The organism is Wolbachia endosymbiont of Nilaparvata lugens (genome assembly GCF_007115045.1).
In the GTDB taxonomy this organism is placed as follows: Bacteria; Pseudomonadota; Alphaproteobacteria; order Rickettsiales; family Anaplasmataceae; genus Wolbachia.
Genome location: NZ_MUIY01000002.1, coordinates 360,272 through 381,194 on the forward strand (window position 1 = coordinate 360,272; position 20,923 = coordinate 381,194).

Annotated in this window: 13 protein-coding genes and 3 pseudogenes; 6 read left to right on the plus strand and 10 right to left on the minus strand. The window is 32.5% G+C overall.

The window, feature by feature from the left end; all coding sequences use genetic code 11:
* Nucleotides 1-5: 5 nt before the first annotated feature.
* Nucleotides 6-542 (plus strand): ankyrin repeat domain-containing protein, encoded by a 537-nt coding sequence (locus BWZ41_RS07430; RefSeq protein ID WP_143688872.1) that lies wholly within the window; start codon nt 6-8, stop codon nt 540-542.
* Nucleotides 543-602: 60 nt separating this feature from the next.
* Nucleotides 603-812 (plus strand): hypothetical protein, encoded by a 210-nt coding sequence (locus tag BWZ41_RS07435; protein ID WP_143688873.1) that lies wholly within the window; start codon nt 603-605, stop codon nt 810-812.
* Here BWZ41_RS07435 and BWZ41_RS07440 read toward each other — a convergent pair whose 3' ends face one another.
* Complete coding sequence (locus BWZ41_RS07440; RefSeq protein ID WP_139686866.1) at nt 813-1,334, minus strand: phospholipase D family nuclease; 522 nt, start codon at nt 1,332-1,334, stop codon at nt 813-815.
* Here BWZ41_RS07440 and BWZ41_RS07445 point away from each other — a divergent pair.
* Nucleotides 1,333-2,241 (plus strand): patatin-like phospholipase family protein, encoded by a 909-nt coding sequence (locus BWZ41_RS07445; RefSeq protein WP_143689937.1) that lies wholly within the window; start codon nt 1,333-1,335, stop codon nt 2,239-2,241. The two genes, BWZ41_RS07440 and BWZ41_RS07445, sit on opposite strands and share 2 nt — an antisense overlap.
* 422 nt (nt 2,242-2,663) lie before the next feature.
* On the opposite strand, the gene BWZ41_RS07450 is transcribed toward BWZ41_RS07445, so the two are convergent.
* The 6 genes and pseudogenes from BWZ41_RS07450 to wmk (BWZ41_RS07475) form a co-directional block, all read right to left on the minus strand.
* The gene (locus BWZ41_RS07450; RefSeq protein ID WP_143689938.1) at nt 2,664-3,563 is read right to left on the minus strand and encodes a DMT family transporter; all 900 of its coding nucleotides are present in this window, start codon (nt 3,561-3,563) and stop codon (nt 2,664-2,666) included.
* Nucleotides 3,564-4,010: 447 nt separating this feature from the next.
* Nucleotides 4,011-4,916: a WO male-killing family protein Wmk gene (wmk, locus tag BWZ41_RS07455; protein ID WP_143689002.1), complete on the minus strand. Its 906-nt coding sequence runs from the start codon at nt 4,914-4,916 to the stop codon at nt 4,011-4,013.
* A gap of 32 nt (nt 4,917-4,948) precedes the next feature.
* The gene (gene wmk / locus BWZ41_RS07460; RefSeq protein WP_143689003.1) at nt 4,949-5,872 is read right to left on the minus strand and encodes a WO male-killing family protein Wmk; all 924 of its coding nucleotides are present in this window, start codon (nt 5,870-5,872) and stop codon (nt 4,949-4,951) included.
* Between the two features lie 96 nt (nt 5,873-5,968).
* Nucleotides 5,969-7,168 carry a hypothetical protein gene (locus BWZ41_RS07465; RefSeq protein ID WP_143689004.1) on the minus strand — a complete coding sequence of 400 codons (1,200 nt, stop codon included), beginning with the start codon at nt 7,166-7,168 and terminating at the stop codon, nt 5,969-5,971.
* Between the two features lie 103 nt (nt 7,169-7,271).
* Nucleotides 7,272-7,934 carry a JAB domain-containing protein gene (locus BWZ41_RS07470; protein ID WP_143688996.1) on the minus strand — a complete coding sequence of 221 codons (663 nt, stop codon included), beginning with the start codon at nt 7,932-7,934 and terminating at the stop codon, nt 7,272-7,274.
* A 169-nt stretch (nt 7,935-8,103) separates the two neighbouring features.
* Nucleotides 8,104-9,007 (minus strand): annotated as a pseudogene (gene wmk / locus BWZ41_RS07475) (WO male-killing family protein Wmk).
* Nucleotides 9,008-9,136: 129 nt separating this feature from the next.
* Between wmk (BWZ41_RS07475) and BWZ41_RS07480 the strand changes: the two are divergent.
* Together BWZ41_RS07480 and BWZ41_RS07485 are read left to right on the plus strand one after the other, a co-directional pair.
* The gene (locus BWZ41_RS07480) at nt 9,137-10,114 is read left to right on the plus strand and encodes an Rpn family recombination-promoting nuclease/putative transposase (protein WP_143689939.1); all 978 of its coding nucleotides are present in this window, start codon (nt 9,137-9,139) and stop codon (nt 10,112-10,114) included.
* 273 nt (nt 10,115-10,387) lie between these two features.
* On the plus strand, nt 10,388-10,780 hold the full coding sequence (locus tag BWZ41_RS07485; RefSeq protein WP_143689940.1) for a hypothetical protein: 393 nt from the start codon (nt 10,388-10,390) through the stop codon (nt 10,778-10,780).
* Here BWZ41_RS07485 and BWZ41_RS07490 read toward each other — a convergent pair.
* Together BWZ41_RS07490 and BWZ41_RS07495 are read right to left on the minus strand one after the other, a co-directional pair.
* Nucleotides 10,758-11,225 (minus strand): annotated as a pseudogene (locus BWZ41_RS07490) (IS982 family transposase); the annotation flags it as partial. The gene BWZ41_RS07485 and the pseudogene BWZ41_RS07490 overlap by 23 nt on opposite strands.
* Nucleotides 11,226-11,318: 93 nt before the next feature.
* On the minus strand, nt 11,319-16,388 hold the full coding sequence (locus BWZ41_RS07495; protein ID WP_143689941.1) for an ankyrin repeat domain-containing protein: 5,070 nt from the start codon (nt 16,386-16,388) through the stop codon (nt 11,319-11,321).
* A 631-nt stretch (nt 16,389-17,019) separates the two neighbouring features.
* Here BWZ41_RS07495 and BWZ41_RS07500 point away from each other — a divergent pair.
* Nucleotides 17,020-20,601, plus strand: a complete 3,582-nt coding sequence (locus tag BWZ41_RS07500) for an ankyrin repeat domain-containing protein (RefSeq protein ID WP_143689942.1) — start codon at nt 17,020-17,022, stop codon at nt 20,599-20,601.
* A 102-nt stretch (nt 20,602-20,703) separates the two neighbouring features.
* Here BWZ41_RS07500 and BWZ41_RS07710 read toward each other — a convergent pair.
* Nucleotides 20,704-20,923 (minus strand): annotated as a pseudogene (locus tag BWZ41_RS07710) (hypothetical protein); the annotation flags it as partial.

Consider the following 20,923-nt stretch of genomic DNA (forward strand, 5'->3'; position numbering starts at 1 on the left):
GTTTAATGTTGAAAAAAGTATTGAATATGAATAGAGACTCAAGAAATAAGCTACATTTTTGGTGGTGTATAACAATGATAATATGTGTTGTTATTACCTATTGCTATATGAAAACAAAAGCTACAGATAATTATAAAACAATGTTGCAAGTTGCTTCTAAGAGCTGCAGCCTAGAAGTAGTGAAATTTTCAGCAAATAATCTATTAGATATTAATACACAGATTCCCGAATTAACAGCATTACATTATGCATCAGGTGCAGGATGTTTTGAAGTTGTTAAATTTCTAATAGAGGAAGGAGCTGATATAAACACAGCAAAATATGAAAAATGGACAGCATTACATGCAGCTTCATACAAAGGTAACCTAGAGATAATTAAACTTTTGTTAGAAAAAGGCGCAAACCCTAACATTAGAGACACAGGTGGGAAAAACCCAAGAGATGTAGCTGTACTAAGATCACGGCATAATAAAGATAAACCGTACGATGAAATTATACACTTGCTCTATAATGCTGAAAAGAAACACGAGTCTGAGCGGTAATATTTCGTAACTGGAAACAAGAAGTAGTTGAAAATTTTTTATTACACAATTAGGAGAAACATGCAAAATCAAAAAATCCCAATTACGGTAATTGTTACCATATTAATCCAAACCGTAGCATTGATATGGTGGTTATCCAAGCTAGACTCAAGGGTACAATTTCACGATAAACTTATTGAATATGGTTTAATGGAAAAGGTACTCGTACTTGAGGAAAGGGTAAAAAATCTTTCTGAGGAATTGGATGAGCTTAAAGCTGATTTTAAGTAATTATTCTTCTACTTTTGGTGTATAAGGATCAGATTGAGATTTACGATCCTTCCAGTTTTCGATGTATTGCTCAACTAGTGGAGGATCTCCTGTTATGATCAATAGGTTTTCAGCATTTCTTTGCTGAGCGGCATCTGAAAAGTTAAATGATCCGGTTATGATTTTTTGCTCATCAATAATCATAATTTTGCTGTGTGAAATTGCAGGTTTATAGTCTATGTATATCGGTATTTTTTGCCTAAATAATTCATTGATGACGCTGTATTTTGAGCTGACCTGTGATTCATCTAGGATAACCCTAATATCAATACCACGTTTTTTTGCTCTAATTAAAGATTGTGCAATAGGCTTTGAAGTAAATTGATATGCCTGAATTAATATAGATTTTTGAGCTTGATCTATAGCATTGGTTATTTGTTCGGCACAATTTTCCCTAGGTGTAAAACAGACTGTAGTTTTTGGACAGGTAACACAACCTGATAAAAGTGAGCAAGTTAACAGAATTAATAAATATCTAATCATGAAAAAATACATCCTTTCAGTTGACGGAGGAGGCATAAGGGGCATAATACCAGCCATTATTCTAGCAGAAATAGAAAAAAGAACAAGAAAGAGGGTAGCTGAAATCTTTGATCTTATGGCGGGGACCTCAACCGGTGGAATTGTTATAGCAGGATTATGTAAAAAAGATAAACCTCAATATTCTGCTAATGATTTAGTCGAGTTCTATCGGGAATATGGACCATATATTTTTAAGTCTTCATTTTTTAGGCGATCAATACTATCTTGGTTTAACTGCGCACAATATCCACATAAAAATATTGAATCTGTACTGGATAAATATTTTGGAGAGGATATTCTAAAAAACACATTAAGTAAGGTACTGATAACAAGTTATGATATTCACAATAATCGTCCATTTTTCTTTAAAAACTGGAAAGAAGGTAATATTAAGCTGAAAGATGCACTCAGAGCTGCAACGGCTGCACCTACTTACTTCATACCAAAACATCTAAAAATTGACCAGATAGACAGAGTATTAGTGGATGGAGGGGTTTTTGCAAATAATCCAGCGGCATGTGCATACGCAAGTGGTAAGAAATTGTTTCCAAATGATGAGATTATACTGTTATCGATAGGTACTGGAAGAACAGATAGAAGCATAGCCAATTCAAAGAGATTTGGAAAAATAGGCTGGATAAAACCACTATTACATGTGATGTTTGCCTCAAGTTTAGATTCAGTAAATTACCAACTTGATCAAGTTATAGCTGATAAATATATACGTATACAATCACAATTAAAAATAGCATCACCTGAAATGGATAATATTACATCAAAAAATATCAAATCTCTTCAGCAAGAGGCAAATGCAATGATAGAGGACAATCAAAAAGTGATAGAGAAATTCTGTGATATTTTATCTTGATACGTAGGAATGCCAAAAAAATTCTGTAACAAGGGATATCTCTTCTCCAAAAAAATGTTTTAAGAAGCTAAGCCAAAAATACTACTTAAAAAAAATGATTTACTGATATTTGCCATACTCGTCAAGTTAAGAAGTGGCATAAAAAAAAAGAGAAACGGTAAAAATTATTTTAGATATTAAATGATAAAATTAGTAATTTATAGACTATTTAAAAAAAATTATCTCATTTCAGATCAAAACTTCTCAAAAAAAATAAATAAGATAACTACCTTAAATGGTTGCTATATTAGATGTATTCTTTTAACTTGACCAGTATGCTTTTTTGGACATTTCTGAAATATTCAAAAATTTCAAATTCAAGTTTATATGATAGCGATAGTTCAAAACTTTAAACGGATAATTAAAATTACCTTCTTATATCTTTATTTGTTACTACCAAAAAGTATTACACTATTTTTCTTAATTGCCTTACCTTCCGAATAAGCTATAAATAAGGTTGATGGTATTAATATCAAAGTACCATATAAAGCACTTTTATCAGGTAATTCATTAAATATAACGTATGCTACTATTGCAGAAATTATTAGCTCTATGTATCTATACGGTGCAAGTGCAGTAGCATCAGTAAGAGCAAAAGCTTTTAACATGAAGAACAGAATTAGGTTTGAACTTATTCCTAAAATCAGCAGTAATATTAATTCTGACAAGGAAGGCATATGCCAATAAAATAACAAAGATGGAGTGGAAAAAATTGTTGTTGTTAGAGCTGAGTAAAATAATATACTTATTATTGTCTCCTTCATTACAAGCTTCTTATTAAGTACATCTAGTGTAGCGAAGATTAATGCGGATACAATAAAAATAAGAATTTTAGGATTAAAGTCCTCGCTATAAGCTTTAGTAGTAATAGCAATACCAATAAAACCAATGACAGCTACTACCCATCTTTGCCAAATTATATTTTCTTCCAGAAAAGGAATTGCAAGAAGCATAACAAATAATGGTATTGAGAAACCTATAATTGTTGCAGTTACTATTGGGCAAATAGTCAACCCGTAGGTCCATAAGGTCATTCCACAAAACAACAATGCACCTCTAGTTATTTGAATAGATATTCGACTTGTTTTACAAACTCCTATTCCATAGTAAAATATAAAAGGTATAAGAGTAATAGTGCTAAATAAAAAACGGAAAAAGATTATCTCAAAACTTTGAAGGTGTAAACCGAGACACTTTGATATAGTATCATTAACTACACTACTAAGTAAACTGAGTATAAACCAGGTAACTCCAAGCAAATAAGCTCTTAGTCTGTGATCCATAAAACTCCCAATTTAATATTTTATGAGATAACTTTACTGTACAAAAGATCAATAATAGAAAAGGTTTCTTCTATCTACTGTTTAACCATATTCATAAATATTTAGTAGAAATAATTTGAGAAGTATTATATAAAATGCAGCTTTATTGTATAATTTTAATAAACAGAAATGCTAACTGATTTTTTTGTAATATATGATAATACTTGCGAATACTATCACATTATCAGGAAAAGTAATCGGGAGTACTGACGGCTGTGCCAACTAGCTCCTCTGCTAGCATTAGCAATATGTGTTTTCAGCATCAATTTTAAAAGCATTAAATTTGAAGTTTATCAAACAACACGAATTAGCAGCAAAACTTTATGAAAATGCTTCAGTTGAGTCAGCTAAACAAGGATTTAGAATGGTTAATATATTGACTATTTTTACTTGTATCTTAAACACAATTCAATTTTCACACTCATCAGCAGTTAGGCCACTTGCTCGCACAATAACATCACTAGCAACACCTGCCTCTGCTAGATTTTTCGCAACTTTGATTTTTTCTATTTTTTTAACTTTTTCCTTGCCATTTTTCATATCTTCAGATAGAGATTTGACTAATGATTCTTGTTCTCCGTACTCATCCATTAAACTCAATAGCTTTTTGCTTTCTCTTGTTTTAGGCAGTAGAACTTTAATATTCACTGATAATGCTCCTGCCATTTCATATAATTTATCAAATGTTATAGCAGTGTACCCTCTTTCATATTCGTGTATTTCCTTGAGCGTTAAATCAACTTTATCTGCCAAATCTTTTTGAGTATATCTTCTTATCAACCTCCATTCTCTTATTCTTTGTCCTATTCTGTAATATATAGAATCAGTGCAGATTTCTCTCTCTGTACTATCATACTCGTAAATAGATAAACCCGTTGCCTGGGAAATTATGTCAACTGAAACTCCTTCTTTAACTAGATTTTTTGCTATTTCCAACCTTGCCTCTTCTTGATTGATTTTTTCGCTAATATGAATAAACCTGACTAATGAAGGTACTATTTTGCCTAATTTTTGATTCTCGTATATTTTCGTTAGATAGAGTATTTCTTCGTCTTCATCTTTATACTCTCTTACTACTACTGATTCAGGTAGCAGATCTATAGCACTAATCGATAGTTCTTTTGCTATTGTATATAATACTTCAATTGGAATAGCGCTATAGCCACTTTCATAGCTGTTCACCTCTTGATATGTTAAACCGATTTTACTTGCTAGTTCTACTTGATTATACCCTTGCATTAACCTACTATTTCCTACTCTTTGCCCTATTCCATAACTAACATTGCTTGCAGAAACAAACACATATACCTCCATTTAAAACTTTATTGCTATAATTTTTTCATGAGCTACCCATCTAGAACTACATCAACAGGTAAACCTACCGCTTGCAAAATAATATCAATAGAAATTCCACCTTTTACTAGATCCTTTGCAACTTTAATCCTTTCTATCTCTCTCACTTTCTCCTCACAAATCCGCATCCCTTCAAACAAAGATTTTATTAATGCATTACGTAGTTCTTGGCTCTCAATTTCTTTATATTCTTTAATCAAATCAGGTAGCTCATTTTCTATTTTATCATCCGCATCTTCTGTTAGTTCAAGTAGGTCCATGATATTAATCGATAACGCTTCTGCCATTTCATATAATTTATCAAGTGGAACAGCAGTCCTTCCTTGTTCATAGTTGCTTATTTCGTCACGTGTTGTATTCATTTTCTCTCCTAAATCTTTTTGAGTATACTCTCTCACTAGTCTCCATTCTTTTATCTTCTTTCCTATTTGGCAGTATATAGAACTAACTTTTTCTTCAACACATTCATCAGCAGAGAGGCCAATTATTTGTGAAACAATATCAACAGAAATTCCTGCTTTAACCAAGCGCTTTGCTATTTCCACTTTCTCTGCTTTCCTGCTACTTTTCTCACTAACTTGAACAAATTTGGTTAGCAAACAAAACATCCTACGCAACTCCTGATCATTAATCTTTTTATATTCTCTTACTAGATCTAATATTTCCTCTTCCTCATCTTCAAGACAGCTTTTTGATACAGGAATAAGATCAGTAATACTGATTGATAGTGCCTCAGTTATAGCATACAACCTTTCGATTGAAATTCTACGGTTCCCTTTCTCATATTGCAGTATTACCCAGTAATTTACACCAATTTTCTCCGCTAAATCCTTCTGAGTATAACCTCGCTCTAACCTCCAATTTTTTACTTTTTCCCCTACTTCACAGTCTAGACTTTTTTCCACTAAAAGAACCATACATATAATATTTTCTACTATAGCTTAATTTTGTTAAGGCTCCAGATATAACGGTAAGAAAAAAACTCTGGAACCTTAAAGTTGACTGTAGACACATTAAAGTTCCCTAAAGGTTTCTTTACTACCTCCATATATTCTATTTACCCACGAAGGTGGAGAGAGTACTTCATCATTGCTAATCTCTTTTATAGCATACTTTTCACTCCATATGCCACATCTAGTGAAACCACCTTTCTCTACTGCTTCCTTAAGCTTCACTCCCCCAAAGAGGCAATTTTTTCCAATTTCTTCGCCTCTTTTTTGTAACTCAGCCCACATTTTCTTGTTTTCTACTCTGACTTGTACTTGATCATATTTTTTTACATCGTGGTACAATATAATATTTAGCTTACCAATGCTTGTAGGAAACTCTAATATAATAGAGCTTTCATCTGACATATCGATATAGTTTCTTATACCTCCCTTCTCACTTTTAACCTCAACCGCATCATTGCCAATTTTTAAAATATTACTTCCTAACTCTCTCAGTATTTTGGCTACCTCTACCTTGCTATCATCAGAAAATTCTATATATGATGTTGTATTGTCTATCTCGAAATCTATTAAGGATCCTTCTTGAACAGCACTTTCGCCAGCCTTCTCTAGTTCTTCTAGTCTCTTATCTATCTGTGGCTGAACTTCTGGCTGTAACTCATTATAGATTTCACCTATCAGTTTATTCTGCAATAAAGTATCATGAAACTCTGCACCGCTTAACATTAATTTACGTATTAGCTTTTTACGATCAGCCTTATCAAATTTATGAAAATGTGTACCTAATACTAGATATTCTGCAAAACTCCATTCCCCATCATTACATGCATTTAGCCTTACTCCAGAAGTTATTACTTTGTCTATAACTTTGTGCAATTCATTTACGTTTTTTGCCTCTACTACAGCACTTTTAAACCAGCTCAATTCTTTGCTTTCGCTTGCACTTGGCTTTATTTTTTGCAAGGCGGAGGTAAATGGATTTTTATCTTCTTGATCACTTGCAGGTTTTGTGCCATATATGTAGTCAAGTCCTTTCCCATAGTTGATTTTGTTTTCGCGAACTTCTCTACCAGGGAAAGGTGCTATTTCTTGAGACTTTTTAGCCTTATTAATTTTGCTTACAAAGGTGGACTGCTGGTTAACACGACCAATTCCTATAATAGCATTTAACATCTCACCTTCTGATAATTTATCAAGATCAACGTTTAATTGATAAGTACCTCCTTTTTTATCATCAAAAGGTACAATTATTTTATTACCCATATTATCCTCACTATTAAAAATACTTTTTAAGTATACAAACCTTAGTTTATACACTCTATTACTCATTATAAATTATAGTGAGTAGATTTGCAAATACTTTCTGCTATAACAATCCGTTTTCTCGAAAGCTAAAATAGCCTGCACTTGTGATAATAATGTGATCAAACAATCTAACACTTACAGTACTACATGCTGCTGCTAAGCTCTTCGTTACTGCTTGATCTTCTTCTGATGGTTCTAAACTCCCTCCAGGATGGTTATGTGACATTATTACTAATGTTGCATTTTTTATTAATGCTTTTTTTATAATTTCCTTTATGTATACTGGTGCTTTTTCCATTTCACCAATATAGGATTCTTCTCCGATTAATTGACGCCTTTTATTCAAATACAGTATTTTTATACATTCCCTTTCTGAGTGGCCTATACTTACGTTTAAGTACTCTACTAGCCTTTGTAAGTCCATTATTGGCTCACTTTTGAGCTTTTCTCTTAGTACCCTTTCTAGTGTTTCCTTAACACACATAATCATTGCTACTGCAGAATCAGTTACTCCTTCTATAACTTTCAGGTCATCCATTTCTCGGCCTAAAATCCTTCCTACTCCTGCATAAGTATTCACCAGATTTTTAGCAATTTCTTGAGCTTGTGGCCTTTCATGTGCTGCACTTAGAAACGTTTCCATTATTTCACGATCAAGTAGTGCTTTGCCTTTGCTTTCTAATATTCTGAATTCTATTTCTTCTTTATTCTTATTATTATTCATATAATTTACCTTTCACTAACAACAAACTTTTTTTAGATATTTACTGCTGTTTTTTATCAGCATTGGCATAGAGCCATAGCTTTCGAGTGAAGTCAAATCAATTTTTAAATCTTTTTTACTTATTTTTTCATCAAGAAGTAAAGATGTTAATAGATACTGATTTTTTTACTTAAATTTGTTGAATTTCGTCTAAAGAGATGCCTATCGTTTGCAAAATAATATTAATAGAAATTCCAGTTTTAACCAGACCCTTTGCAATTTTGATTCTTTCTGCTTCTCTAATTTTCTCTTCACAAATTTGTATGCTTTCAAACAGAGATTTTATTAGTGCATTACGTAACTCTCGGCTCTCAATTTCTTTGTATTCTTTAATCAAATCAGGTAGCTCACTTTCTACTATCTCATCTTCCTCTATGAGCAGATCTGTAATGCTAATTGATAATGTTTCTGCTATTGCATATAATTTTTCCAGTGGAATGGCCACACGTCCTTGCTCATAGTTGCTTATTTCATCACGTGTTGTATCCATTTTCTCAGCCAAATCCTTCTGAGTATATTCCCGTCCATTCTTTTATCTTTTTTCCTATTTTATAGTAGATAGAACCTGTTTTTTCTTCAACACACTCATTAGCAGAGAGGCCAATTGCTTGTGAAACAACATCAACAGAAATTCCTGCTTTAACCAGACCCTTTGCAATTTTTATTTTCTCTGCTTTTTTACTACTTTTCTCACTAACTTGAACCAATTTGGTCAGTAAACAAAACACTCTACGTAACTCCTGACCGCCAATCTTTTTATATTCTCTTACTAGATTTAATATTTCTTCTCCCTCATCTTCAAGACAGATTTTTTCATTTGATACAGGAATGAGATCTATAATACCAATCGATAACACTTCTGCTATAGCGTACAACTTCTCAATCGAAATTTTTCGTGTTCCTTTTTCATATTGTAGTACTATTTGATACGTTACGCCGATTTTTCCCGCTAAATCTTTTTGAGTATAACCTCGCTTTAACCTCCAGCTCCTTACTTTTTGTGCTATCTGATACCTTATTGAGATGTTTGCCATAAATATTATACAGGTTAATACTACCAAATAAAGATATAAAAAAGGGATGCTTCTTTCTATGTTTGAATTTTAGTTGAATATTTCTTCACAATTGTGTATAATTATTAATGCTTTCTAGGTTAATTCGTCATGGCTCTTTCAAAATTTTTAGATCCTAAGCTTGATTTAACATTTAAGAAAATCTTCGGTACTGAAAAAAATAAGAATATCCTTATTCACTTTCTAAACGATATCTTAGGCTTTACTGGAATCAACGTTATTCAAGATGTTGAGTTTCTCAGCACCATTATGAATCCTGAGATTGCTTCTGATAAACAAAGCATTGTTGATGTTCTTTGTAAGGATTCATATGGAAATAGATATATTGCGGAAATGCAACTCGCTCGTGATAAAGGATTTGAAAAACGCGCTCAACTTTACGCTGCTAAGGCTTACTCGAGGCAGGCTGATAAAGGTGGTAAGTACATTGATTTAAAGAAGGTTTTCTTTATTGCTATTTCTAATTGTAATTTATTTCCTGATAAGCTTGATTATATATCTAGCCATACCATAAGAGATGAAAAAACTAATGAGCATGATTTGAAAGATTTTCAATTTATCTTCATTGAGTTACCAAAGTTTCCCAAAAGTAGAGAAGAGCAGCTAGAAAATGTAGTAGATCGTTGGCTATTTTTCTTTAAATATGCAGAAGAAACAACTGATGAAGATTTAAGGAAAATAGCAGAAAAATCACCAATAATAAAGTTAGCATATGATGAGTTAGATAAATTTCATTGGAATGAGAAGGACTTATTAGCATATGAAGAAAGAGTAATGGATTTACAAAAAGAAGCTGCTATCTTAGAACAAAAACTCGACGATGCTAAACATGAAGGAATCCAAATTGGAGAAGAGAAGGGCAGGAAAGAAGGCATCCAAATCGGACAGGAAAAAGGTAAAGCGGAAGGTATTAAAATTGGTGCAGAAAAAGGTAGGGAAGAGGGCGAAAAACAAGCTAAAATAGCTGTGGCCAAAAACCTACTTAAGGCTGGCGTGTCTGTTGACTTAATAGCTGAATCTACAGGCCTTTCTCAAGCTGATATTTCACAGCTCAACGAAAAAGCTTAAGTACTGTAGCTCCCTTAGAGCGCTTTTCAACTTATTATACTTCTTTATCCATTATTCTAATATATTAAAGCCTACATCTAACTCTTCCGCTATTCTCGCTATAGCCTATTTGATTTTCTCACCAATTCTACGCATCAGTTAAGTGCAAAATAGATGATATTTAAATATAAAAAATGTTTTTCATAAAATTTTTCTTGTCCTTGATAATTTTAGTGTTGCTATTTGATTCTAACTTTTGCATAATGCAGTAAATATTTTTATATAGGGGGTACAATGCCAAGATGGACAGATCGCCATGCTACAATACTTAAGAAATTACAGGATATCATTAAATATCCAGATTCTAATATTGCTGCCGGAAGGCGTTTAGCTATCGAAAAATGGGTAAAAACCTATACTGGAGAAGTAGAATATCTTAAAGATGATGAACTACAATTCTTATACAACGTATTTCGTGATGAGAATTGTTGGTCAGGTACAAGGTTAAACACTGCTACTCTAGGAAGAATGTTAACTGAAGAAAAAATAAGTGAAATAAATAATCCACTTTGTAGATATAATATGGCATGCAGGTATTGTGTGGTAGATAAAATTTATCCGCTCTTTCAAGAGCAATTTGAGTCTTACAAACCCCAGTTGCGGATTAATCAATACAGTAAAATCTAGAAATAGAGGGCTTTTTAGGCTTCATAGAATATGAAACTAATGTGGAAAAGATGTGGACCAAGAAATTTATTGGAGACCTGTGTCTTGAATGCTCAAGATCAAGTCTGTTTTTGAGGTAACCAAAAACTGTTTCAATAATCGACCTTTTTCTTAAAAAAATCTTTTCTTCAAGCAGCATTAATGTGTTTTTCATACCTTTTTTTACTTTGGTAACGAGTTTTATTCCTCTATCGAAGAGTTTTGCAAAGAGCTCTTTCTTTATATAGCCCTTATCACCCAACAAAAGACCAGTCAGTTTTTCAGTTAATTTTGGTACTGGTTTTCTGTCGTCAACGTTACCTTTAGTCATTGTAACTCCTTGAATTTCACCTTTTTCATTAATTACCATATGCAATTTAAAACCCAAAAACCAGCCATATGTAGTCTTTCCAAGCTTTGCCAATCCTTACGTGCAAACTTTTCTTTATATCAATTTATTATTTTACTTCTCGGGTTTTTTGAATATTCTCCTCATGAAATTAAATAGCTTATTATAAAACTAACCTGCTTGTAAGTTCTTGTTATTCACAGACTCTACAGCAACTCTGTTAAATGAAGACATAGGTGCCCTATTAGTTACACTAACCGTACTTTCCATTTTACCCAAAAGACCTTCAAATTGCATTGATACGTCTGATGGTAGATTTACGTTATCTTGACTACCCTGAAGCAATTGTATATTTGATGTGTTTTCCTTAGATGTTTCATTTACATCTTCTAATTTTCTTTTTTTATTAGATTTGCTGAAATACGCAGATCTCTTCTGGTGTCTTTTATGTGATTGTACTCTTAAGTCTAAAGCTGAGGATTGTGCTTCAGGGTAATAAATAATACCTGGAGCATTATTGTGCAAAAGATTCTTGAATTCGGATTCCACATTAACTTCTTGCGCTACAAAAGAAGAATACTTAATAAGGCAGGAAGCAATATCTGGGCGGTCAATGGTAATAGTAAGAGCATACAATAAAGGACTTATACTATATTTGTCCTTTAGATTTATATCAGCCCCTTTCTCTACAAGGTACTTAACACTACCTAAGTGACCATGAATAACAGCAATGTGCAAAGGACTCAAGCCTTCTTTATTTTGTTCATCTACATTAGCCCTATTTGCCACAAGGTAGTCAATAATATCTGAGTGACCACATGCGACAGCAATGTGCAAAGGACTCATACCTTCTTTATCCTGTTCATTCACATTAGCCCCATTTGTCACAAGGTAGTCAACAGTATCCAAGTAACCAAATATGACAGCAAGATGCAAAGAATTAACATCTTCTTTGTTCCGTGGATCTACTATAGTGCTTCGTATTATAAGGGACTTAATACTATCTAAGCGACCATACAAGTTAGCATAGTAGAAAGAACTTATACCAATTTCATCAGATTGATTTAAAATTATACTAATCTTTTTCTTTAGAAGGTATTTAGCAATATCTAATCTACCACTTTCAGTACCATAGTACAAAGAATTCACACCATTTTTCTGACATAGATTTTCAACAGCCTTTCTCCTTATAAGATATTTAACAATATCTGATCTATCACTTTTATTAGCATAGTCTAAAGAACTCATATTATCTTTGTCCTTTAGATTTACATCAGCTCCGTGTGTAATAAGATATTTAGAAATATCTAAAAAATCGTTTTTAATAGCATAGTGTAAAGGACTCATACCATCCACTTTGTCCTTTAGATTTACATCAGCCCCGTGTGTAACAAGACATTCGATAATATCTAAACGATCCTCTTCAACAGCATAATGCAAGAACCCTGCACTTTCATCTTGTTGATTTATATCAACTCCTGCCTTTACAAGGTATTGAACAATATCCATATGACCATTGACAATAGCATAGTGTAAAGGGCTCATACCATCCGCTTTGTCCTTTAAATTCATATCAGCCCTTGCTTTTTCTACAAGGTATTTAACAATATCTAAACGATTCTCTTCAACAGCATGATGCAAGGGCCCTGCACTTTCATCCTGTAGATTTACATTGGCCCCTTTTTCTACAAGATATTTAACAATATCCATATTACCACTGATAACAGCATAGTGTAAAGGAGTAGCACTCTCTCTACTCAACTTATCAACCCCCCAATATTCATTGTCAATAAAATACTCAACTACTTCTAATTGACCACATACAGCAGCCCAGTGTAAAGGGGTAAGATCTCCATCCAAATCACTTCCTTTCTCTATAAAATATTTAACTATTCCTAAATGACCATGCATGGCAGCACAGTCTAAAGGAGTAAATTTCATTTTATCAACAGCATTAACAATCTTACTTAATCTATTTGAATCTACTTTCTCTAATATAAGTTTAATAACTTCCTCATTTCCATCTTTGGCTAGCAAATGTAAGATAGTACCTCCATCATAAATAGAATCTATAAATTCATTAACTAACTTGTCATATTTACTTGCATGACTCCAAGCAGATATAATGTGACTTACACTTGTAGTACCACTATCCATAAATGATGTCATAACTCTTCTTAAAACTTCTTCTTCTGTTCCTGCTTGTTCTTTTTCTAATCTTATTGTTTTTTGTATTCCCATATGAACTCTTGCTATTGATTCCTCTAACTCAATCACTGAGAATTTATCAAGTAGATTAAGTGCATCCGAAGTACTCTGCTGATCCTTTTCCGATTCCTCCTGGAAAAAAAATTCCGCTGTATCAATTTTACCAGGACTCAAGTAAGCCATAAAGGCTAAAATATCATTCGACCGCTGTCCAATATCTTTTTCTTCTTTTATTTTATCACAATTGACCTTCAAAGTTATAAATAACTCTGGGGAGATATTTTGCGCCTTTAAATCATCAAGATTTGATTTTTGCATTTTTTCATTATAGCGTTCTAGGTATTGACTAATACTAACACCTTCTTCCTTAATGTGGTTTGTTGCTTCTTTCAAAGCCAATGGATGGTAATGCAATGTTTTTGCTAATTTTGTTATCAAATCTGCATTACATAACCTACCATCTACGCCTAAGGCTGTTTCTATAAAATCTATGGCTTCTGGTAGAGTAAATCCGTTATCCAACACTATCTTTTCTATTTCTCCTATCCAGTTCTTGCTACAGGAAGTAATGAAAACGTAAGGCTTTTCTTTACCAATAAACAAAGAAAAAAAATAAGATGGTAAAAATTCTTCAATATCCTTATAATTACTAGCGTTATCAAAAATAAAAAGACTTTTTGCGTCTCGAAAACTCTTATATACATCTTCAACAATAGATTTAATTTTCCTCTCTTGTTGCATTTCAGTTTTCACCTTAACATCTATTCTTTGTATACCTTTGCCTTTTTCTATAGAAATTTCTAATTCTTGAGCTAAGCTATGAAATGAAGATAAAAGAGTACTAGGTGTTTCGGCATCTATCCATATAATATTCTTCCAAGTACCATTCTTCCTATCATACCCATAGCTTCTAGCCAATTCACTTTTTCCTGTCCCGTGTCCTCCACTAATTAAGACCGTCCGTGACATTTCCAATTCTTGACTTTCTTTGTCTAGCATACTGGCCAAATCTACCAACATCCTTCTCCTTTTTATGAATAACTTTGATAATGGGCCTAGATTAAAGACAAATAAATGTGTATTTTTATCTTCTTTTTTACCACACATTTCCATCACCTTTTCACTCAATTCTTCTATATCTCTTCTTTTTATTGGATCGTTTGCATTAATCTCTTCTAATATACTACTAGCCAATCTTCTCTTTTTTTCCTCATCTAAAATATACTCATTTCTTTCTTCAAGTGATTGTGTAAATACATATCTTAATTCTATCTCTTTATCCCATTCTTCTAATTCCCATATAAAGGGAAGACGATAGCCGCATTTTTTAGCATAACTACATTCCTTAGGTTCATAATAATCAATAGCATCAGTATACTCTCTTTTTATTCCTGCATTTCCATATATTTTTGAAGTTATTAAAATCTCATTACTTTGCTTATCTTTCACTTGATATCCAGAATATAAGGCAAACAGGCTCTGCTTTTTTGATTCACCTAAAACAATACCTTTAGTTACAAGATCAATGGAAAATACTTCTTTATTAGCTAAAATATAATTCATTACTCTATCTACAGCATCTATTGCTAACTTCTCAATCCCCCTCTCCCAAGATAACTGATCATTATCCATGATCTTAGTAAATTGCCTCTCAAATTTTTGAAAAATTTCCAAACTAGCATCTACTAAGATCTTTCTTGTTTCATCTTCGAAAGACCTAACTTTTGCAGAAGCACTTTTTGCTCTTTTCTTATGCTCTTTTGCAGAAAGACAATCTATAAATTCAATTACTTTATCAGGAATTACTCGCACACCTGGTGGAACAGCACTCTTCACAATTGAATCAACCTGACCTAATATTTTGCCTTTTTTCTTTATTTTTGAACCTGGTTTTGCCTCTTCAGAAAATTCAGATAATTTTCTTTCGAATTTTTCAACAAAAGTCTTAACAAACAAAGCTGCTCTTTTCACTATTTCATAATCTGTAAGATCTGTATCATTAGCCGTTCCTACCGTTGACCTACAATTAGTCAATGCACTATGCCATACACTATCACTGTCTATAGATGAAGAGTCTGCCACTCTAGAACTTACTGGACTCTCTTGAAGCTCACGACTTTGTTTGTATTGAAGCTCTTCATTAGATAATCTGTCTTTATAGCCAACTGTTGCTTCTATTATTGACTCAGCAGGCAATACCTCCATATCAGAGCCAGATTCTTTATAATATTCATAGTCTATTTGATTGTCTATCACATCCTTCATTTCTACTTCGGAAATTTGTTGAAAGCAAACAAACTCACTGTCCGATTTTTTTTCACTATCCATGGTATCAGAATAATAAGATAACATTTGCTCTGCTGTCCCTCTTAAGATTGGCTCAAAATGAAATCTCCCTTTATTTATTATATGTACAGTATCTTTTCTATAGTAAACTTCCTTATTTAAAATCTCGCTATTGATTATACCATTTTGGTAACCTTCCCTATTAATAATGTGATGCGTTATTACATCTTCTTCATCACAAGTCTTACCTACTTCAATAAAATGCAATCTTACATCATATGCTGTACAAATTATTCTTCCCTCAATCTCTGGTAGACCCCACATAGACGTAGTCAACACTACTTCTTTATTTATTACTTTATGTCCTTTCTTCATATCATCTTCAGTAAACTCAATGAATGAAATATAATAATTAATGTCTTTTTTATCATTTTTTAAAGCTTGTACAAGCCATGATGAGTCAAGGTTAAGTTGACTCTGTGCAAATGCCTTACACATATCTCTTAAAGATCTTACAGTAAAGTTCATATCAGGTTTAATATGTTTAAGTCCCTGTGCAACTGCATGAAAGAAACAATCTCCCTTATTAGTAGCTTTCCCTATTGTAAAACCTTCTGGCAAATCTAAACCAATCATCGATAGTGTATTTTCGTCTTGCTCACTTATTAAACTGAATTGATCAGATATTTGCTTAGAAGATCCTGGACTTTCCCATGAATGACTTACAAGATATGGTAAATTTAACATAATACCCCCTACTCATTACATAAGTAATTACATTATGGTTAATAAAATTAGCATAACAAGAACTTTTTTGTATGTTTTAGCATTTTATTATAGCTCATGTTTTTAAAGCTAAAGCCAGTACTTGCAAAAACACTTCTATTTTTTTACTACAATGTACTCTTTCTATTTCTAAATACTAATTCAACTTCGTGTATCACTAAAAACTAAAACCATTTCCAGCGCCCAAAACCAGCTAGTGAGAGAACGTTTCGTTTTGGAATGCATTGGTCTACCACTCGATACATACGAACTTTTTAATATGGTGATTTCATTATACTCTAAAATCATCTATATTGGCTTACTTTCACTAAATCTACATACGAACTGTTTTGCCCAAGCTTATGGAAATAATTTAAATCTTCTATTTTCATAACCTTGTTTTTACGCTGCTTGTCCTCACAAATATACGATCTTTTTATATTTCTTGAAAAAGTAAACATTCAAAATTTTTATCACGCTAATTTTTAGTACGTTTCTAAAGTAAAATAATTGTTAATAATATTGCATAAAAGATAAAGAAATAAATAAATCTTGATCTTTTTTTTACTTATATACCTAATAATTAAATTATATTATTTCAATAGAAAAAATCATGACTTTAACATTAGAACAGTGGAAAGGAATACTAGATGCAGTAATCCCAAATAAAGGTGATATATTTGAACAAATAAAAGGAAAGTTACAGGAACAAGATGAAGATACGTATCAAAATTGGAAACAAAAAGGCTTTGATGTAGATCATCTGTTTGATGTACCATGTATGGGAGAGAAAAAAAGATTTGCATTATTGCATATAGCTGCTACAAGTAGCAATCAAGGTGTAATGAAAGCTCTGTTAGACAAAGGAGCTAATATTAATGTAAAAGACAAAAATGGCAAAACTCCCCTATACAATGCTACTGTATGTAATCGCTTAGATAACGTTAAATATCTTATCAAACAAGCAGATGTTAATGCAAAAGACAAAAACAATACTTCCTTTCACATTGCTGCTTTATTAAATCACTTAGAAATAGTTAAAGTTCTATTACAAAATGGAGCTGATGTTAATGCAAAAGACAAAAACAATACTTCCTTTCACATTGCTGCTCGCAGTGGCCATGTAGGGGTAGCACAAGCTCTAATAAAAGCAGGAGCTGACGTTAGTGTAACAAAATATAATCGACAGACTCGTTTGCATTTAGCTGATGTTAATGCAAGAAACAAAAATAGCTACTACATTCTCCTACACTATGCTGTTGAGAATGGTCATTCAGAGATAGTTAAAGCTCTATTACAAAGTGGAGCTGATATTAATGCAAAAGACAGAAATGGCAGAACTCTCCTACACTATGCTACTGAGAATGGTCATACAGAGATAGTTACAACTCTATTACAAAGTGGAGCTATTATTGATGCTAGAGACAACATAGGTAATACTCCCTTATACTGTGCTATTCACAATCGTCGATTAAATATAAGGAAGAAGGAATCTGTAATCAAATATATTGTGCTTTTTGACTCTAATGGAATAAAACCAGATTTTATTAATGCTAATGCTGAACTATCTAAATTTTGGGATGATTGTAGCGGTGAAATAGAAAAATTACAGGGTAACATTTGTGGTAGCACCATGTATAGATTGTTGCAAGAAACTGATGCTAATGAATTAGCAGGTTTGATAAGAAAAAATGATAAACAAAAAAAATTAGAAGAATTTAACTATGAAAATGAATTTCCTATATATGGTAGTAATCTAAAACGTCAATTCAAGATAGGAAAGCAGAGATTAGATGCTTTAAATATAGGTGAAATAATTAGTATGCATTTTTATAGAGAAGTAGGTCCTTTCAATCGAGAAATTGTTGAATATTTGAGTAATAAAGATATACAAAACTTAAGAGAAGCAGCAATCCAAGCTATGGATGAAGAAAAAGATGATCAGTTAAATTTCTCTTCATCAATGAATTCTATCAGTGATAATCAACCTAATCCAACATCATCTCACTTATCGATTTCTAAAGGTGATGAAAAACTTTCAGAAACTATACCAAAGAATCAAGACAACTTTACGAATACTGGTAGTAACAAGAATCCAAGTATTGAGCAACTCCAGGAAAATAATGCAACTTTTTCTGTACGTGCAATAGCTAGAATTCTCCTAGGAACAGCTTCTGCAGTTTACTCAGGAATACTAGGAGTTGTAGCATCTGCACAATTAATTAAAGACAAAGGCGCAGATAGTAATCTCAAGGATCATAGTAATGAACATGAAATAACACAAGAGGAGGTTTTAGAAGATGGAGCATTAGGTAACAATGAAAACATAATATCACATGATAATGTTAAAACAAATAATATTAAAGCCGATAATGTACAGCTTAATACCCTAGGGAATAAAAGTACCTCCACAGTAAGTAGTCAACTGCAAACGTCGTTACAAGAATATGTTGCTGATGAGTATAAGCAAGATGAACAGTTAAATTTGTCTTCATCAATGGACTCTATCAGTAGTAATCAGTCAAATCTCACATCATCTCAATCATCGAATCATATAGATAATGAGGAATGTTCAGTAACTATACCAGAAAGTCAAAGCAACTTTGAAAACATTGATAGTAACTCTTATTCTTCCGAAGAGCAACCTTTATTAAAGGTGTCAGCAAGCAATAATAAACAAGGTGTAGAATCAGAAGTTTTGTTAAGTGAATCTGAAAGTGAAGACGATAAGAGTGATACTGCTGTGATATTAGCTGGTACTAAGCAGAAAAAGCAAGCCTCTATTCAATCTGCTGAGCAAGCATCTTCTATGATTAAAGAAAGTATACAGCCAAAACCAGTAACTAATGAGCAAGATTTAACAACAGCTGAACTTTTTTCAACGAATTTATCTCTAGGTGATAATAATTTACAAATCGCAGTGCAAAGTGATAAGAATCAGCAAATGAATGCTGAAAAAGCTTGTAGCAATAACACTTTAGAAATTCCTGAACAGATACTTGTTTCAAGTAATGAAAAAGAGCTTATAGCAAGTACAGATTATAGTAGGAGAGATGCCGTTACCAAAACAGAAAATGCAGGAGATTTGCATATTGCAACTTTGGATACTCAACAAGCTACTCTTCATGTTAGTGCTAAAATTTTTAACAAATTTCGCAAAAAGAATGCTGCTGGACTTTCAGTAGAGTTTATTGCTGATAATATTAGTGAAATAGCACAGAAGTTTCTTAATTATGGGATATCACAAGCCGTAATTTTTCTTTCCAGAAATAATTCAATAACTCTCAATTTTGATGATATTACTAATTTTCCTACTATTAAAAAGCCAGCTTTAGGACAAGAAAGTAAAGATCATGTAATACAAGAGAGTTTTACACAAGTATTACAACCGGAAAGTTTAGTAAGTATTAGAAATGATAACATTCAATTCGTAGGTAAAATAACACCCGTGATAAAGGTCAATACAGATAGATATACTTCTCATGCTGCTGAGATTGGTGATAAAGAGGGAGTAAAAGCTCTAATAAAAATAGAGGAAGATATTGATGCAAGGGATAAATACGTGCGAACTCCTTTACATTATGCCGCTAGCACTGGAAACACAACACTACATAACAATGTTCAAGCCAAGAGTGTACAGCTTAATAACCTAGGCAATAAAAGTACTTCCACAATAAGCGGTCAACTACAAATATTGACACAAGAACATACTATCTCTTCTGATAATGAGTATGAAAAAGATTATCAGTTAAAATTATCTTCATCGATGAATTCTATCAGTGATAATAAGTCAAATCCAACATTGTCTCAATCATCGAATCCTAAAGGTGATGAAGAGCGTTCAGAAATTATACTAAAGAATCAAAGCAGCTTTGGGAATAGTGGTAGTAACTCTGCTCCTTATTTCTCTGAAGATAGATCTTTACTAAAGGTTTCAGCAAGCGATAGCAAACAAGGTATGCAATCAGATTCCCAAAATACAAAAATGTATGTTGTAGCTATTTCTGCATTTGCAATGTCTGGAATTGTTTCAGGAATAGCTATTGCAGTTTACTCAGGAATGTTAGCGATAGGAATAGCAGTTGGAGTTTGTTGTCTAATTACTGCTGCAGTCATGTACTATTGTAATAGTCCTTCAAATTTACTTAAAGATAGCAATACTGAAGTTGCAATGAATCAAGGGCAGGAACTGTAAGGCAGGGTAAGAAGAAATAGCAGGAGGGTTGGCTTTATTTGTGTGATTCATAGAGGTTATTGCAACTAATTTGTCAGATCAAGTCTGAACTTGAAATACCTGTTAAGAGGTTTTATATTTTTGAAGTGACTTTAACTCTTGGTTATGTTTGTAATTTTGCATGACAAATGTTTCTTTTGATGAGATATAATTTTTTTGTATTTCACTTAGACAAGGAATTGTTTTTTCCAGTTCTTTATATTTTTCCCAAGGAGTCTTTCCCATAAGTGTTGAAAGTAGTATCAGAAAAGTATAAAGAACTGTTATTGCAAGAAAATGGAGG

Bases quoted from the DNA above. Each gene is read 5' to 3' on its own strand.
- BWZ41_RS07430 (WP_143688872.1), top strand. From the start codon at position 6: ATGTTGAAAAAAGTATTGAATATGAATAGAGACTCAAGAAATAAGCTA.
- BWZ41_RS07485 (WP_143689940.1), top strand. From the start codon at position 10,388: ATGCCAAGATGGACAGATCGCCATGCTACAATACTTAAGAAATTACAG.
- BWZ41_RS07435 (WP_143688873.1), top strand. From the start codon at position 603: ATGCAAAATCAAAAAATCCCAATTACGGTAATTGTTACCATATTAATC.
- BWZ41_RS07480 (WP_143689939.1), top strand. From the start codon at position 9,137: ATGGCTCTTTCAAAATTTTTAGATCCTAAGCTTGATTTAACATTTAAG.
- BWZ41_RS07470 (WP_143688996.1), bottom strand. From the start codon at position 7,934: ATGAATAATAATAAGAATAAAGAAGAAATAGAATTCAGAATATTAGAA.
- wmk (WP_143689002.1), bottom strand. From the start codon at position 4,916: ATGGAGGTATATGTGTTTGTTTCTGCAAGCAATGTTAGTTATGGAATA.
- BWZ41_RS07495 (WP_143689941.1), bottom strand. From the start codon at position 16,388: ATGTTAAATTTACCATATCTTGTAAGTCATTCATGGGAAAGTCCAGGA.
- BWZ41_RS07465 (WP_143689004.1), bottom strand. From the start codon at position 7,168: ATGGGTAATAAAATAATTGTACCTTTTGATGATAAAAAAGGAGGTACT.
- BWZ41_RS07500 (WP_143689942.1), top strand. From the start codon at position 17,020: ATGACTTTAACATTAGAACAGTGGAAAGGAATACTAGATGCAGTAATC.
- wmk (WP_143689003.1), bottom strand. From the start codon at position 5,872: ATGGTTCTTTTAGTGGAAAAAAGTCTAGACTGTGAAGTAGGGGAAAAA.
- BWZ41_RS07450 (WP_143689938.1), bottom strand. From the start codon at position 3,563: ATGGATCACAGACTAAGAGCTTATTTGCTTGGAGTTACCTGGTTTATA.
- BWZ41_RS07445 (WP_143689937.1), top strand. From the start codon at position 1,333: ATGAAAAAATACATCCTTTCAGTTGACGGAGGAGGCATAAGGGGCATA.
- BWZ41_RS07440 (WP_139686866.1), bottom strand. From the start codon at position 1,334: ATGATTAGATATTTATTAATTCTGTTAACTTGCTCACTTTTATCAGGT.